This is a genomic window from Puniceicoccus vermicola, assembly GCF_014230055.1.
Taxonomy (GTDB): domain Bacteria; phylum Verrucomicrobiota; class Verrucomicrobiia; order Opitutales; family Puniceicoccaceae; genus Puniceicoccus; species Puniceicoccus vermicola.
Genome location: NZ_JACHVA010000118.1, coordinates 67,180 through 83,215, shown reverse-complemented (window position 1 = coordinate 83,215; position 16,036 = coordinate 67,180). Strand labels below are relative to the sequence as shown.

14 protein-coding genes are annotated in these 16,036 nt (G+C 54.8%); 3 read left to right on the top strand and 11 right to left on the bottom strand.

Annotated elements, in window-relative coordinates:
- Window positions 1-351: 351 nt before the first annotated feature.
- The gene (locus tag H5P30_RS15285) at window positions 352-1,869 is read right to left on the bottom strand and encodes a tetratricopeptide repeat protein (protein ID WP_185693785.1); all 1,518 of its coding nucleotides are present in this window, start codon (window positions 1,867-1,869) and stop codon (window positions 352-354) included.
- Window positions 1,870-2,029: 160 nt separating this feature from the next.
- Here H5P30_RS15285 and H5P30_RS15280 point away from each other — a divergent pair, with 160 nt between their 5' ends.
- Complete coding sequence (locus tag H5P30_RS15280) at window positions 2,030-3,313, top strand: integron integrase (protein ID WP_343075446.1); 1,284 nt, start codon at window positions 2,030-2,032, stop codon at window positions 3,311-3,313.
- A gap of 174 nt (window positions 3,314-3,487) precedes the next feature.
- On the opposite strand, the gene H5P30_RS15275 is transcribed toward H5P30_RS15280, so the two are convergent.
- Together H5P30_RS15275 and H5P30_RS15270 are read right to left on the bottom strand one after the other, a co-directional pair.
- The gene (locus tag H5P30_RS15275; RefSeq protein WP_185693784.1) at window positions 3,488-4,102 is read right to left on the bottom strand and encodes a helix-turn-helix domain-containing protein; all 615 of its coding nucleotides are present in this window, start codon (window positions 4,100-4,102) and stop codon (window positions 3,488-3,490) included.
- A gap of 8 nt (window positions 4,103-4,110) precedes the next feature.
- Entirely contained in the window at window positions 4,111-5,550 is a 1,440-nt protein-coding gene (locus tag H5P30_RS15270; protein ID WP_185693783.1) for a leucyl aminopeptidase, read from the bottom strand.
- Between the two features lie 4 nt (window positions 5,551-5,554).
- On the opposite strand from H5P30_RS15270, the gene H5P30_RS15265 reads away from it, so the two are divergent.
- The gene (locus tag H5P30_RS15265) at window positions 5,555-6,163 is read left to right on the top strand and encodes a class I SAM-dependent methyltransferase (protein WP_185693782.1); all 609 of its coding nucleotides are present in this window, start codon (window positions 5,555-5,557) and stop codon (window positions 6,161-6,163) included.
- A 560-nt stretch (window positions 6,164-6,723) separates the two neighbouring features.
- Here H5P30_RS15265 and H5P30_RS15260 read toward each other — a convergent pair.
- Genes H5P30_RS15260 through H5P30_RS15250 form a run of 3 tightly spaced genes read right to left on the bottom strand, consistent with a single transcriptional unit; the run spans window position 6,724 to window position 9,803 of the window.
- The gene (locus H5P30_RS15260) at window positions 6,724-7,500 is read right to left on the bottom strand and encodes a sugar phosphate isomerase/epimerase family protein (RefSeq protein WP_185693781.1); all 777 of its coding nucleotides are present in this window, start codon (window positions 7,498-7,500) and stop codon (window positions 6,724-6,726) included.
- Window positions 7,501-7,538: 38 nt separating this feature from the next.
- A complete protein-coding gene (locus H5P30_RS15255; RefSeq protein ID WP_185693780.1) occupies window positions 7,539-8,612 on the bottom strand; it encodes a Gfo/Idh/MocA family protein in 1,074 nt (357 codons plus the stop codon).
- Window positions 8,613-8,639: 27 nt separating this feature from the next.
- Complete coding sequence (locus tag H5P30_RS15250; protein WP_185693779.1) at window positions 8,640-9,803, bottom strand: Gfo/Idh/MocA family protein; 1,164 nt, start codon at window positions 9,801-9,803, stop codon at window positions 8,640-8,642.
- A 176-nt stretch (window positions 9,804-9,979) separates the two neighbouring features.
- On the opposite strand from H5P30_RS15250, the gene H5P30_RS15245 reads away from it, so the two are divergent.
- The gene (locus tag H5P30_RS15245; protein ID WP_185693778.1) at window positions 9,980-10,837 is read left to right on the top strand and encodes an AraC family transcriptional regulator; all 858 of its coding nucleotides are present in this window, start codon (window positions 9,980-9,982) and stop codon (window positions 10,835-10,837) included.
- On the opposite strand, the gene H5P30_RS15240 is transcribed toward H5P30_RS15245, so the two are convergent.
- The 5 genes from H5P30_RS15240 to H5P30_RS15220 form a co-directional block, all read right to left on the bottom strand.
- Window positions 10,827-12,398, bottom strand: coding sequence for an NAD(P)H-hydrate dehydratase (locus H5P30_RS15240; RefSeq protein WP_185693777.1), 1,572 nt, complete (start codon window positions 12,396-12,398; stop codon window positions 10,827-10,829). The genes H5P30_RS15245 and H5P30_RS15240 overlap by 11 nt on opposite strands.
- Before the next feature lie 26 nt (window positions 12,399-12,424).
- Window positions 12,425-12,832, bottom strand: coding sequence for a holo-ACP synthase (gene acpS / locus H5P30_RS15235; protein ID WP_185693776.1), 408 nt, complete (start codon window positions 12,830-12,832; stop codon window positions 12,425-12,427).
- Window positions 12,829-13,605 carry a pyridoxine 5'-phosphate synthase gene (locus H5P30_RS15230; protein ID WP_185693775.1) on the bottom strand — a complete coding sequence of 259 codons (777 nt, stop codon included), beginning with the start codon at window positions 13,603-13,605 and terminating at the stop codon, window positions 12,829-12,831. Before H5P30_RS15230 ends, acpS begins: the two co-directional genes overlap by 4 nt.
- Window positions 13,606-13,751: 146 nt before the next feature.
- Window positions 13,752-14,237, bottom strand: coding sequence for a hypothetical protein (locus H5P30_RS15225; RefSeq protein WP_185693774.1), 486 nt, complete (start codon window positions 14,235-14,237; stop codon window positions 13,752-13,754).
- A gap of 653 nt (window positions 14,238-14,890) precedes the next feature.
- Window positions 14,891-15,796 carry a DMT family transporter gene (locus H5P30_RS15220; protein ID WP_185693773.1) on the bottom strand — a complete coding sequence of 302 codons (906 nt, stop codon included), beginning with the start codon at window positions 15,794-15,796 and terminating at the stop codon, window positions 14,891-14,893.
- Window positions 15,797-16,036: the final 240 nt, after the last annotated feature.

Genomic DNA, 16,036 nt, shown 5'->3' with positions numbered 1-16,036 from the left:
CGTCGAGGCTAGGCGTCCCGGCCTGAGAGGTCCAGCGTTCTATTGGTTGACGATTTCACGGGCGGTAACGACGGGTTGCCTATGCAGATTGGTTCAGGGAATCTTGTTTTCTTCTTTTTCTCCATTTCGAATAGCAAAAACTTAACGCAGTTCCGAGGAGCACAAGCAGAAAGAACCCCCAGTAACCGACGCCATTCCATCCAAAAATTGGATTCAGGTCAAAATCTCCAGTTGCCTTCCATTTATTCACGTGAGCACAAAATAGAGCAGAATAAAAACGATAAATCCCCATCCCAGCAGGGTTTTCAATTTGGACTCTCTCGCTTTTTTCAAAATTCTATCTCCTGAACGTCAAAGTGAAGTGCTGCGGGAAGCGGAGCTTCTCGCAGTTACTTCAACTGCCTTGTTGGAGTTAGGTTTATTTTGAATCTTAGTTACGAGCTCTTCTATCTCTTTCTTTTGCGATGACGTAACAAAGTCCTTGTTCGACAGTTCCTTTATTTCTTTAAGAGACCACCCAAATTCTGATTTTGATTCAAAGAAGTTTAAATATTCTTCCTTTTCTTTATCACCAAGAGAGTCAGACATCGAGCTGCAGATATATTCAAAAATCTTCAGAACTACGATGTTGTCCTCTCCTTTGACAACATTCGATAGTAATTCCAACTTATGTTTTGCTTCTTCTACTTCGTTATGAAGCAAACTAATCTCAATCAAGTTCAATTGAGCTGAAGCGTATTCATCATGGTTTATTCCGATTTTTGAGTAAGCAGCCTTTGCCTTTTCGTAGTCATTTGCTCTATAAAAATTATCAGCTGATTGTTTTATCCAATCAATTTTGTCGGGTTCAATTCGGCTAAGTGTTTCATAATCAGAGGCAGCTTTTGAGAAAAGCTCCAATTTTTTGTATGCTAGTGCTCTATTTTTAAAAGGCATACTATCTTTTTTTCCTAGAACTATAGCCTTTGTTGCATCTGAAACAGCTCCCCAATAATCACTATTGTGGTATTTCAGAGATCCTCTCCCAATATATGGATCGGGATATTTAGGATCCAAAAGAAGAGCCAAGTCGAAATAAATGAGAGCCTCTTCATCTTCCTTTTTCTTAAAAAGGGCGCAACCAATACTGTTCAATGGTGCAGGATGTTTGGGCATAAGTTTATGAGCCAACCTAAAGAACTTTTCGGCTTCGTCGTATTCTTCGGTGTTAATGAATACATTACCCTTATTGTGATAAGGAAGAGGATACTTCGGATCAATCGAGATAGCTTTATCGAGCATATCCAACGCTTCTTGATAACGTCCATTACAATTAAGGAGCGTTCCTAAATTATTTAGACTCATTATTTCTTCAGGATCCAATTCAAGGGCTTTTTCGAAGTAAGATTGGGCTAATCTGAAATTGTTTTTTCGATATTCCTCAATCCCTAAAAACGACCAGTCCGATGCAGTGTATTCATTTTCTCTTTTAACCTTTTTTACTGCACTCGAAAATCCATCAATCTTAGATGAAAATTTCTCGCCTCCTTCAACCGTTAATAATGCATTTTTCTTCTCTTTTTCTAAAATATTTAATCTTTGTTCGTAGTCTTTTTCACTTTCTCGTTCCAGATGCTTAGAGTAGTATTCGTCGTCCTGTAATTCCTTTCGAAATTTCGTTTGAAGTTGGTATAGACCAAATAGAAACAATGGAACATTCAAGATTGATGCTATCACGAGTAAACTGGACAGCCAACTAGGTTCATCAAGAAATTGGGCCGCAGTCAAAAAGGATGTATCAATAAGTATTAACCCCGCTAACCATGCACCCAAAATCTGGATGGGTTTGTTAATTTTGTGAGGAGTAATGGATGTGGAGGTTTCTTTCATTATTTTTTCTCCAACGTTCATTGGTAGCCGTGGTGTGAAATTCCACACGGCGTTGAATCGGAGCATTGGCATGGGGGCCTATGAAGTCAAGGGTCGAGGAGGGGACCTGCCTTAATGGTCTTGACGTTATGCGACATGAGGGATTAACGGATATTGCGACATGGCGGAAAATCTGGATGCGGTTGAGTTGGCTATGCGGAAGTTCGGGCGGTGGCCGGAGAAGACGATTCCGTATCGGGTGAAGTATTTGCAATATTTCATCCGGGGGCGTACGGAGGGGGAGATGCGGGATCGGGCGCCGAAGGAGTATCTCCAGCACGTCGATGATTTGCGATCGTCGGGTCGGTTTGAGGATTGGCAGTTGCGTCAGGCCGAGGAGACGTTGCGTTGGTATTGCCGGAGGCACCTGGGGATTGAGCAGTTCGAGCGGGTGTTGGGCGCGCAGGCTGAGTCGTTCGAATCCTGGCAGGAGGCGATGGAATCGACGCGGAAGCGGATTCGGGTGAAGCAGATGGCCTTGCGGACGGAGCAGTCCTACTTGGGCTGGCTGAAGCGATTCGCCAAATTTGCGGGTGAGGTCGCACCGAAGGAGATTACGCCTGCGCATTTCGGTGATTTTTTGACGGATTTGGCGACGGTGGAAAAAGTGGCCGCGGGCACCCAGAATCAGGCTTTCAATGCAATTTTGTTTTTCTACCGCGAGGTGCTGGGACTCGATCCGGGGGACACTGCTGGCGTGGTCAGAGCCCCGACGCGGCGTCGGATCCCGGTGGTTTTAACGGTGCCGGAGGTTACGATCCTGCTCGGCGAGTTGGAGGGGTCGATGGCCCTGATTGGTCGCCTAATGTATGGGGGAGGGTTACGGGTGAGCGAGGTCGTTCGTTTGCGGGTCAAGGATTTGGATTTCGGGCAGGGGCAATTGATTGTGCGCGGAGGGAAGGGAGATAAGGATAGAACTACCTATCTGCCGCTGTCGTTGCATGAGCCGCTGCGGAATCATCTCGACCGGGTGAGAGAGTTGCACGAGGGGGATCGGTCATTGGGGCACGGAAATGTCTGGCTTCCGGATTCACTTCAGCGCAAGTACCCGAAGGCGGCTGGTGAGTGGATCTGGCAGTATGTTTTTCCAGCAAAGCAGTTGGCGGTGGATCCGCGTAGCGGAGTGGTTCGGCGGCACCATGTAATGGACAAGACGGTGCAGCGTGAGGTGAAGCGGGCGGCGGGGAAGGCGGGGATTGACAAGCGGATCACCCCGCACGTCCTGCGGCATTCCTTTGCCACTCATCTGCTGCAGCGGGGTAAGAACATCCGGGAGTTGCAGGAGCTGCTGGGCCATGCGGACGTCTCGACGACGATGATCTATACCCATGTGCTCCAGCGCACGGCGGCCGATGATCGGAGCCCTCTCGATGATCTTTGTGGTTCGAATTCGACCGAACGATGAGGCGTTCATTGAAACGCGCGATGGGGAGGGCTGATTCTGATGAATTACGACCAGAATCTAGAGGAGAACGTCATCAACCCGGTTCAATTCGCTTCGCGATATCCCTTTGAACGAAGCCTTTGCGAACAGTGATTCGACCGGTGAGAGGTGCCGGAAGGCATATTGTGCTCTGTTTTATTTCTTTCTTTTCGCTTTGGCGGTAGGCTTGCCCTTCCGGGCTTCGAGGGTTGCGCGATTCATTTCAGCCATTTCCTCAATGGAGGGGAATCCGTCTTCCGTTTCGCGGCTCGATGTCACCCTCGGGCGGGGGGCCGTTTGTGAAGGGGATTGGGTTGGGGTCGTGGAGGAGGATTCAGTCTTGGGCTTGCGGGGGCGTCTGCGCATGCCTTTCTCACTGGGGAGGACGGTCACTCGTTCGGGGAAAGCGGCGTGGAAGACTCCGTGGGCTACCGGGAGCCGGACGCGTTTGTCCAGTTGGTGGACAATGGCCCGCTTGACGAGGCGGAGGGTCCATCTCTTTTCCTTCGCTCCAATGGCGCTTGGGGGATTGGCGAGGACCCAGTCGACCATCTGTTGCTTTTCGTCGGGGGAGAGGAGGTCGACCTCCCGCTGGCGGCCACGGCCGGGACGTTCGAAATAGGCTTCGCCTTCTTCCTGGAAGGATCGATAAATCTGATTGATAGCCTGACGGGTGACCCCAATCTCCTTGGCGATGGAAACTTGTGTTTCTCCGGCGATGATCCGATCGACAATCTCTCGCCGGCGTTCCACTACTTTATCTTCTGCCATTCTTCCGCTTATTTTGATTTTTGGTTCAGTTGAGTCCAGCTTTCTACGAATGCATAGACGAGGCCCACACCGAATCCGGTGGCTCCCGGTCCACGATATTGCTTGGGAATTGCGGTCATTGCCGGGCCCGCGATATCGAGATGAATGTGGGGGAGTCCCTTGGTCCAACGGGCGAGGAAGGTGGCGGCTGTGGAGGCGCCGCCCCAGCGGGTCTTGCCCAGGTTGCGGACATCCGCGACCTCGCTCTCAATCTGCGAGTCAAATTCTTCCTCAAACGGGAGGGGCCAGACGCGTTCTCCGGTCTGTTCCCCGCATTTCTGCATGATTCGGGTTAAGTCTTCGTCGCGGCAGAAGAGCCCTCCCCGTTCCTCTCCGAGGGCGGCCACACAAGCTCCGGTGAGGGTGGCCATGTCGATCACCATGTCGGGTTTCACGCGTTCCCGGACGTAGCCCAGGGCGTCTGCGAGGACGATTCGCCCCTCGGCGTCGGTGTTGGCGACTTCGACGGTTTGACCGTCAAAGGTGCGGACGATATCGCCGGGGCGGTAGGCGCTGCCACCGGTCATGTTCTCGGCGGAAGCGAGAATGCCGATGACGTTACAGTCCGGCTTCAATTCGGCGACGGCCTTCATGATGCCGAGGACGGAACAACCTCCCATCTTGTCGAACTTCATCTCATCCATGTGGTCGGCGCCTTTGATGCAGAGTCCTCCGGAATCGAAAGTGATGGCTTTTCCGACGAGTGCCAGGGTGGGGGCGTTCTTTTTCTCGGTTGTATAATCGAGGCGAATGAGTCGGGGGTCGTTGCTGGAGCCTCCGCCGACGGCGAGGAGTCCGCCAAAGCCGTCCCGCTGCAATCCGGATTTGGTCCAGATCTGGCATTTCAATTCATGTTCTTGGCCGAGATTGCGAGCTTCTTTGGCCAAGGTTTCGGGCGTGATGATGTTCCCAGGGAGATTGCCCAGATGCCGGACATAGTTGGTCGCCTGGCCGAGGGAAATTCCCCGAGCGATGAGATTCCGGATCGACTTGAGCGATTTTTTCGGGCCGATCAGAACCACCTTGACGGTTTTCTTGGTCTTCTTTTCAGCCTGGAACTCATCGAAATGGTAGGCTCCGACGGTCAGTCCTTGGGCGATCTCGACCACGCGGTTCTCGATTTCACTGACATCGATAAGGATTTCGTCGGATCCCAGGTTGATCGCTTTGCGAATCGCCTGCCCGGAAGCTTGCCGATAGCTATTGCTGGTGACCTGGTCGGCGTCTCCGAGGCCGACATAGAACTCCCGTCGCTCGGCTGCGTGGAAGAGCAGACAGGTCTGAGCAGACCCATCGAATTCTTCGGAGCGAAAGGGACGAGGGATGAAATCCCCTTTCGTCTTGAAAAGAACGAGGTCTGCGTTTGCGGAAGCGGAGTCGCTGGCTTTGATTTGGATCCGTTCGGACATGGTTATGAAATTGACAGAGGGAAATTCAGAATACAACGAGGGAACCGATTGGGAGCGAAGATATCGAGAAGGAAATGCTCCCTGGGACCACGGAAAATCAGTACCTGCAGTCGCAGAGGCGCTGGAGTTTTTTGGGAAGCCCCGAAAAATTCTGGTTCCCGGGTGCGGGTTCGGGCACGATGTGGCCGCGTTGTCCCGCGGCGGGCATGAGGTCGAGGGTTGGGATTTGGCGCCGACGGCTGTCGCGCAGGCTCGGGAACTTTATGCAGAGGCAGGTGTTCGTTTTGACGTTCGGAATCTTCTCACTGCGGAAGTGGAGGAAGATGCCTTTGATGGAGTCTTTGAGCACACGTTTCTCTGTGCCATCGGCCCGGACCATTGGCGGACTGCTTCGGATCAGTTCGCCCGTCTGTTGAAGCCGGGAGGGCTCTTCTTCGCCATCCTTTTCACGGAGATGGAGGAAGAGAATCCGCCTCCGTGGGGAATTTCGGCCGATCAAGTCCGCGAACTCTTCTCCCCAACGTTCGAGATTTTGGGCACTCGTCGTCCCCGAGAGGCTTTCTCCCGCCGGATCGGCGAGGAGACCTTGTGGGAGATGCGTTTGCGCGGATGATCTTTCGGGCGAGTGGTTTGAAGGCGGAATGCCAGTAACTTTAGCTGTGCGGTCCTGTAGTCGCGGAAGGTCTGCCCAGAACGATCCGTCGGAGAAATACGCAATGGGGGCAGCTGAAGCTGCTCCCCTACGAGTAGCCGCTCAGCTTTAGCTGCGCGGTCCTGTGGTTGCGGAAGGTCTTCCCAGAACGATGCGTCCGAAGAAATCGCAATGGGGGCAGCTGAAGCTGCTCCCCTACAGTAGCCGCTCAGCTTTAGCTGCGCGGTCCTGTGGTCACGGAAGGTCTTTCCAGAACGATCCGTCCGAGAAATACGCAATGGGGGCAGCTGAAGCTGCTCCCCTACGAGTAGCCGCTCAGCTTTAGCTGCGCGGTCCTGTAGTCGCGGAAGGTCTTCCCAGAGCGGATCCGTCCGAGAAATACGCAATGGGGGCAGCTGAAGCTGCGCCCCTACAGTAACCGTTCTTGCATAAAAAAGGTCCGCCTTACCGTGGCTGTGGGTTCAGTGACCCAGCCACGGTAAGCGGACCGGAAATGGGGAAAATCAGAGGATATTCTGATCTCAGTCGATTGCGAGAGTCTTCAGATAATCGAAACTGATTTTAATCGATTCGAAGGGGTCGCCGGGGCAGCTGTCCTGCTCGACGATGAACCATTCGCAACCGGATTCTTCGGCGGCGCTGATGATGCCGGGAATATTCAGGTTTCCTTGGCCGATTTCGGAGAACTCGACTTGGGTCTCGTCGTTGATGCGGTAGTCCTTGAGGTGGAGGAGTGGAAGGCGGTTCTTCAAGCAGCGGCACCAGCCCGCTGGATCTCCACCGCCAAACTGCACCCAGTAGGTATCGATCTCGCCTTGAAGGTGTTCGGGATCGGTTTCGGCATAAATGCGTTCGAGGATGATCCGCCCGTCGAGTTTACGGAACTCATGGTGGTGGTTGTGGTAGGTCAAAACCATACCGGCATCGGCCAGCACTTTGCCAGAGGCGTTGAGCTTTTGGATCAAGCCAGCGACGGATTCTTCGCTTCCGAAATCAATGTCTTTCGGGAATGGATACGCCGTGGCCTTTGTGCCGAGTGCGGAGAGATTTTTCACCACTTGCTCAGGATTATCGAGGACGAGATCGCTGGGCTCGTGAGTGGCGCAGATGGTCAGGCCATTTTCCGCGCAGATCTCTTTGATTTTCTCCGTCGGAACGACCGAATAATCGACGCCGCTGATCTGAACGGCTTGGTAGCCGATGGCGGCGACTTTGCGGCAGGTTTCCGCAAAGTCCTCAACGGAATTGGTGAAATCCCGCAGGGTGTAGAATTGAATGGCGATTTGTGAGGTTTTCATAAGTTCGTTGTTTGCCGTTTGATTGGGTATCGGAAGAATCAGCTTTTGCGGTCAGCTTCCTGCTGGGCGAGCATCGAGAGCTCTGCGGCTTTGAGGGCATGATCTTGGGTCATGGCTTTCTCGGTGCGATTCAGGCAGTCGAGGATAAAGCGGCCGAAGAAGGGGAACCCGACGCGGCCTGCGCACTCGATCATCTCTTCGGTGTCATTGTTGACGAGGAAGATCTTGTTGCCGCCGTTTTCCTCGCAAACATTGATATATTTGCGAAGCTCCATGTAGCCTTTTTCGCCGAGAATGAAAGTGCGCCCGTCGCCCCAGGTGCGGGACTTGGCCGGGTTGAACCAATCCATTCGGCAGTAGGCGGAAGCGCCGGTGCTGAGCTGGAGGCTGGCTTCACCAAAATCTTCGAGGCCGGGAGTTTCGGCATTGGCAAAATTTTCCACGCGGGCGGAGAGAACCTGTCCGTCGGTCGCTCCGGAGTATTCGAGGAACTGCTCAAACTGGTGGGAACCGATGTCGGTGATGATTCCACCATAGGCTTCCTTGTCGAAGAACCAGGCCGGACGGCTGCTGGCGGCGAGGTTGTGAGGGGCAAGATTGAGGATCTGGAGCACGCGACCGATGGCGCCGTTCTTGATCAATTCACCGGCATGCCATGCCGATTCGTTCATGAGGCGCTCCGAATAGGAGACCATGTACTTGCGGCCCGTCTCTGCGATCTTTGCCCGGGCTTGGGCGAGCTGCTCGAGGGTGGTGAAGGGCGACTTGTCGGTGAAGTAGTCCTTACCCGCATCCATCACCTGAAATCCGACTTCGGCCCGGCGGTTGGGGATGGCGGCCGAGGTGACCAATTGCACCTCCGGGTCTTCCAGGATGTCTTCGAAGCGCGTGGCGACCTTGGTCCCGGCATCCAGATGATCTTTGATCGGATCCAGCTTGGCCGGGTCTTCGGAGTAGACCCACTTCAGGGTGCCCCCGGCTTTGGCCAGGTTGCTCAATTGACCGTAGATGTGGCCGTGGTCGAAGTGGCTGGCGGCGAAGACAAATTCTCCCTTTTCGACGACCTTTTCGGTCGCCGCTTCCGGGGCGTAGTTCATTCCGTCTTTACTCATAATAATTTCGTTCCTTCCGGGGTTCGCTTAGAAGCTTTTGGAGAAGTCGCTGGCTTCGCCAGCTTCGACTGTCTTCTTGACGAAGGTAGAGTTCTCAATGCGGCTCTTCAGTTCAGCGGCATAGGCGGCGCTGTCGATCGGCACTTGAACCGGCTTGTCGGTGAAGCCAGAGAGGAGCATGGCGTTGGCGAGCTCGACGGAGTGGATGCCTTCGATCGCAGGAGCGATGAGCTTTTCCTTTCCGGTGATGGCGCCGACAAAGTTCTTCAGAATGCCAACGTGTTGCTCTCCGCCCCCTTCGGTCGGGATCGAGACATCCCATGTGGATGGTTTCTCGAATCCGGTCTTCGACTCGCCGAGGTGCTTCTGCGCGGGAACTTCGTTGCGATGATATTTGAGGGTGTCGCCACCAGAGATTTCCAAGCGGCCTCGGTCACCCACGATTTCCAAGCGGTTGACTCCGGGGGCTTCCCCAGTGGTGGTGATGAAGACTCCTTGGACACCGGAATCGTATTCGAGCAGGGCGGTTACGGAGTCTTCCACTTCGATGTCGTGGAATCGGCCGATCTGGCAGCGAGCGGTTACCCGGCTCGGCATCCCAAAGAGCCATTGCCAGAGGTCGAGCTGGTGCGGGCACTGGTTGAGCAGGACGCCGCCGCCTTCTCCACCCCAGGTCGCACGCCAGCCGCCGGATTTGTAGTAATGCTCGGTGCGGAACCAGTCCGTGATGATCCAGTTGAGACGGCGAATCTCACCGAGCTCACCCGATTGGATCAATTCACGAGCCTTCTGGTAGCGGAAGTCCGTCCGCTGATTGAACATCGCGGCAAAGATTTGCTTGGGGTTGCCGTCGTAGGCGGCGATGAGCTTTTCGCAGTCCTCTTTGTGGACGGAGATCGGTTTTTCGACGAGGACGTGCAGACCCTTTTGAAGGGCTTCGATCCCCAGGGTGGTGTGGCTGTAGTGCGGGGTGGAAATGAGGACGGCATCGATCTCGTCGCTCTGGATCAACTCGGACCCTTCCACAAATTTCTTCACGTCCGAAACTCGGTCCCGGTTCTTTTCTTCACGGTCCGCAATCGCCGTTAGCTTCAGGCCGGGAACCTTCCCGTCCTGAATGCTCTTGGCATGGACTCCGCCCATATTGCCGACTCCGATGATGCCAATCCGAATATCTTCGTTTTTTGCCATGGGGGAAGGATACCGAAAGAAGGTGGGATCTGCCAATGGATGTTTTTGGGAAAATTTGCACTTTTCAACGGAGTGACGGGTGCACGGTAATTCTGAAGAGATGAGTGCATTTTGCAGTAGGAAGGTCGTTTTTGAGGCATTCTACGCAGAATAGAAGTCGCCAGCTTGTTAAGTTTATGGCAAGTGAGGTCGTAAAAATTTGCATCATCCGGCCGACCGTGATCCTCTTCGAAGCTGCCATGCAAGGGAGTGAACGGATTTGGACAATGCTAAATTGCCGGTTTTACGTGAATGAAGAAGACTGGAACTGGAACTCGGGATCACGGCCGCATTTCAATTTTTGGGTGGCGACTCAAGGAGGAGGTGCCGTCCGGGTGAACGGGGTGGAATACCGTCTTCATTCCGGCGTGGTTTTCCTCTTCAATCGGACAGACCAAGTGGTCGCAAGAGGAGATCCAGAGCAGGGGAAGGTTGGAAATTTTGCCACTCACTTTATTCCCGACTCCCTCTCCGAGCCCGAGCTTGAGATGTTATCCAGGCGCCTGAGTGGACGCTCTTTTCGCGATTGTCTCTGGCTGATGCCGGCTTTGCGGGATTTGTCCCGGGATTTCTCCTTTGGGGGCATCCCCGATGACCCGCGGTTGGGGACCCGCCTGAGATTGATTTTTGGCCTCCTCGACAATGAGCCGGACCGATCCCGTTTCAATGAAGGCGATCGCGAGGTCGGCGAGGTGGTGGAACGCATCCGGCGGAATCCGGCCTCGACCTATTCGGTTGAGGAAATGGCGCGCAGCTGCGGCCTCTCCGTCTCGCGATTCTCGCGAAGGTTTCGGGATCTCGTCGGTCTGCCTCCGAATCAATTCATGGTGCAGGAGAGATTGCGTACGGCCGAGATGCTCCTGCTGGGAGGGAATGAAAGCATCGAGCACATCGCCGAGCGGCTCGGATATCGGGACGTCTATTTCTTTAGTCGGCAGTTTCGCCGGCATCGGGGAGTTTCGCCTTCCCGCTTTCGGCGTGGGTTCAATGCTTGAAGCCGAGCGCTTCCGGGAGGAAATCGAGAAGGAGGGTCGTGCGAACGGCCCAATTTCCCCGGGCGCGGGCCAGGCAGTCTGCCGCTCGCCCGTGCCAGACGGTGGCCAGAGTGGCGGCTGAGGTCGGATTCTTCGGGTCCTGGGAGAGAAGCGAGCTCACCATACCGGCAAGTAGGTCGCCCGTACCTCCTCGGGCCAAAACCGGCCCTCCAAAAGGAGAGAGGTAGACGTTGAAGGCATTGGCGATCCGGGTGCGGGGTCCCTTCAGGATGACGATGCAGCGGTTACGTTGGCAGAATTGGGTGAGCGAACTCGCGCCACTATCTTCGAAGGTTTCTCCTCCGATCCGCTTCCACTCGCCCGGGTGGGGAGTGAGGACCACGGGTGAAAACTCTTTGGGGCGGGCCTGGAGGTGCTCTTGGAGATCCGGCACGAGAGCGTCCGCATCGACCACGATTGGCTTGTCGACCGTCTCAATGACTTTCTTGACCAGATCCTGAACGCCTTGGGTGCGACCGAGGCCGGGACCAATCAGGATGCAGGAAAAATCATCGAATCGGGATTCCACCTCTTCGAGGATTCCGTCGTGCAAAGTTCCTTCAATCGAGGGAATTGCCTTCCACATGGCTTCCGGCTGGAGGGGAATGCCAGCGCGGGCAACGGATTCCAGGGTTCCGACGGTGAGGAGCCCGCATCCGGAGTTGGCCGCGGCCATGGTGGCCATGAGGCAGGCACCGGGCATGGAGTCGGACCCCGCTAAGACGAGTAGGTGACCGTAGGTGCGCTTATAGGTTGCCGGTTCGCGGAAGGACGCTAACTGCCAAAGGATATTCTGCCGGAGGATGCACATCTCCGGCTTCAAGTCCGGACGCGGTTGAAAAAAACCGAGATCGAGGTAGCGGAGACGACCTACTTTCGCAATGGACCTGTCCTCCACCACCGGAACCTTGGCGATTCCGGTCGAGTAGGTGAAGTCAGCTTCGAAAGCATTTGGATCAGACTCATCGCCAATTCCAGAGGGGAGGTCTACCGCCGCCCGCAGTCGAATGTGTTCAAACTCGTTGACGGCTTGAATGATGGCGAGCGGGGAACCCCGCAGAGGAGGACGGCACTGCATTCCGAAGATGCCGTCGATGCAGAGGTCAATGCAGCGGCCGCGGGAAAACTTTTTCAGTAGAGGGGTGATCTCATCCCCTTCCTCAATGCAGTGGATTTCGCTACGGACGCGCAGCAGCTCATAGGGAGCCCGGACATTCTTGCGGAGGCTATCGACGGGAAAGGCCAACAGAACCATGACCTCAAGGTCAGGATGACGGTCGAGGAGGGTGTTGGCGCAGATTAGGGCGTCCCCGGCGTTGTGTCCTTTCCCCGCGAGAATGACGGCTTTCCCTTGGGCGGGAAAACCGCTGATCTCTTCGAAGTCATCCTCGACTGCGGCCGCTATGGCGCGGCCGGCGCGATACATTAGGATATCTTCGGTTTCCTGTCCGCTCGAGAAAAAGGCTTTCTCGTATTCCGTGGAGGCAGAACAGGAAAGAACCGGATGAGCGTCGATTTTCACAGTGGAATTCAAAAGATCAAAAAATTTTATCGAATGAGAATTGCGACCGCCGTGGCGTGATCTCGCGTGTGGGCAAGACTGATAAGCACATCGGTTGCCTGTTTTTGGCGCAAAAGCATTTGGCCTTTTTCGTCGAGACGGATGAGCGGTTTCCCGAGCTCATCCTTGACGACTTCGACCGATTTCCAGCCCAAGTGTTCCCCGATGCCGGTGCCAAAGGCTTTGGAGACTGCTTCTTTGGCTGCGAACCGGGCTGCGAAGTGGGGGCCGTTGAACTTGATGGCGTCGCAGTATTCCAGTTCCCCGTCGGTGAAAACCCGGTTGCGGAAACGCTCTTGCTGCCGTTCGAGAGCCTTCATGACGCGCGAGACCTCAATGAGATCAATGCCGACCCCGAGGACCGATGTGCCTTCTGGAATTTGGGGAACGGTCATGCCGAGAGATGGATGGCGCTCATGCGGATTTTCATTTCCCGGACAGCTTCTTCAATCCCGTAGAAAAGAGCCCGGGAGAGGATGCTGTGGCCAATGTTCAGTTCGTGCAGATGCGGAAGTTGGCAGATGTTGCCGATGTTGACGTAGTTAATGCCGTGCCCCGCGTTGACCGTGATCTCCGAGCGGTTCGCCCGCTGCGCGGCCGATACCAGACGCTCCCATTCCTCCCTTTGGCGCGGCGTGCCGTAGGCGTGAGCATAGGCCCCCGTGTGGAGCTCAATGTAGGGGGCACGGAGTTCGGCGGCCAATTCGATTTGCTTCGGATGCGGGTCGATGAAGAGACTGACGTCGATCCCGGCTTCGCCCAGAGTTTCGACGATTTCCTGGACCTCATCCCGCTTGGATTCGAGGTCGAGCCCGCCCTCGGTGGTGACTTCCTGGCGATTCTCCGGAACGAGGCAAACGCTGGTCGGACGAAGATCGAGGGCGATCTGAACCATCTCCTTCGTGCAGGCCATTTCGAGATTCAGCCGGGTGGCGATGCTCTCGCGCAGGCGGTAGACGTCGCGATCCTGGATATGCCGACGGTCCTCCCGGAGGTGCACGGTGATGCCATCGGCTCCTGCTTTTTCCGCATGGATGGCCAATTGGATCGGGTCCGGCTCGATAAATCCACCGCAGGTTTTCTCCATGTCCCGATAGCGGGCTTGGCGGAGAGTGGCGCAGTGATCAATGTTAACCCCGAGAAGCGGGCGAGAATAGGGCGAACTCATTCTGATAATTCAAGGTGATCGATCCCGGAGACTCCAGCATTTTTCCTCGCAAAGGAAATGTGGGGCGAGGTATCGGAGACCTCGCGGGCCTCACACAAAGGAGAACCGAAAACGGGGAACGCGAAACGGGGCAACCGGAAGATCCCTCACATATCGTGAGCAACGGCCATGTTGCGAAGGGCCGTCGAGAAAGCGATCGTCGTGCTGATCATCGCATCGAGAACGATTACGGCCGCCACAATCCATTGATAGAACATCGGAGATTCTCCCGTTTTCGTGATGCTGTAGGTAATCAAGGCAGTCGCGGCGATCACGCCGACGATGGCGATGAAGAGATCAAGGACAAACCTCCCGAGGCGGATGTCCGCCCCTTTCAGAATCTCCACGACGAAAACGACCAAGGCCGCCACGATCATCGTGTAGTTGAGGGTCATGCCCTGCATGCGATCCGGGAGATATTCGACCAGCACCGCCGAAGCGATGAGAAGAAAGGTCCATGGACAGAGGCGAAGGAAACGATAAAGGCCTTTGAAAAATTTCCCCCACTGAAAGCCGGGCTTCTTCGAGCCGCCGTTACTCATCTGAGCGCCTCCTCCAAGTACGCTGGCATCTGTGTGACCGTTTTCACTCATAGTTGGATTTGTAGAGAGTCTCGGAGCGAATGCCGAGGGCATTTTTTCTCATTCTATTTACCGAGTTGTTCATTCTCGGGTCCCGATTGGTTCGTTTTTCGGTGCAGCCGTCAAGGCCGTTGTCGAGGGCCGCAGGTTTATGGGGGGGTAACTACTCGAGCGGGGAATTCTGGAGCGAGACGATCACATCGTTTTCCGGCCTTCGGAAGCGCAGTGTTTTCAAGGTCGCTCAACACCTATAATTCGCCTCCTACTCATCGCATATCCTTGCGCACAAATCCCTTGACGAACATTTTCCTGTAAAATCTTCGAGTTATCCTGGAGGAATATATGTCAAATGGAGCGCGGAATTCATTCCGCCCCGTCAGATTGGCTGCGCACGAAAAGTTTCACTCAGAATCTAAGGCGAAAGGCCTGAGGGGCATGCGGGGCGGAATAAATTCCGCGCTCCCATGCTCTTGCGTTTGCGCGCCCGTCCAGAGCCATGGGCATGTGTATAAGGATATTCTCGCAGGGGAGGGGGCCCTCGGACTATGTCGGGGGGTGAGGAGATCCCGCGGTTAGCGTTAGTCCTTAAACTAGTGTCATTCGTGCTTGAGCCCGCGAGTCGTTCGGGTTTCTTCAGTTCTTGAGCCGCACCCCAACTTCAGGGGCTAGCCCGTTTTCAACTTAATGAGGGTGATCCCGGCGAGGAGGAAGAGAATGCAAATCGCCTTCAGTCGGAAATTGACCTCCTTGAGAATAAGGATTCCTCCGAGGAAGGTAATGACCACTGCCCCGCGCCGGATCGGGGATATCACTGAGATCAAGGCCCCTTCCTGGCTGATGGCGGTGAAGTAAAAGAAGTCTGCAGCGAGGAGGAAGATCCCGATAAGGGGTATGGACCATCGCCAGTAGAAGGTCCCCGTTTGCCAGGCCCCTTTGCGCCAGAGGAGGAAAAAGGGAAACATGACCACGACGAGATAGACCGAGAACCAAGCCTGTACAGTCGCTGGGCGAATCTCCGCATTCTGGAGAAGGTATTTGTCGTAAATGGCACTGCAGGCGCCCAGAAGGGTTGCAGCGAGCATGAACGCGACCCACTTGTCTCGGTGAAAATGAATATTCTCGAGTTTCCCGACGAAGGAAAAAGCGTAGAAGGCCACCAAGACGATGGTGATCCCCACCCACTGCCAGCCACTGGGGCTTTCTCCCATCAAAAATACCGCTAACAGAATCGTCCAGAGCGGACTGGTGGCGCGAATGGGTCCAGCAATGGAAAGGGGAAGGTGCTTCAGGGCGAAGTATCCGAAAACCCAAGACGAGGCAACCAGTGCCGACTTTAGGAATAAAAGAAGGTGTCCGGAAACTGAGAGCTTATCGACGAGAAAGGTGGGCGAGGGATAGCTCTCGGGAGACAGCGCCGACCAGACGATGAACGGAAACCAAATCAGCCCACTGGTAACAATCCCAAAAAAGAGAACCGGCAGCACCGCATTGTCGCGCAGCGCATTCTTCTTCGCGAGATCGTAGACCCCGAGAAGCACGGCGGAAAAAATACTGAGGAGAACCCAGGACATCGGAAGAGGATGGCGCGGATTTCCAACGGGCGAAAGGGGAAAGTCACACGATTCATCCAAAGAGTCGTAGGGGCGGCTGCCCTCAGCTACCGCAGGAAATCTGGGATAGAGTATTGGTTACTATTAATGAAATCCACCCTGTATGGCTTGCCACAAAGCGGCGATCGGTGGAAGTCGCCTCCCGTCTTCGGTTCTCGCCTGACTTTAGTCGTGCGATTGCTGCGTAAGAAATTGGGCGAA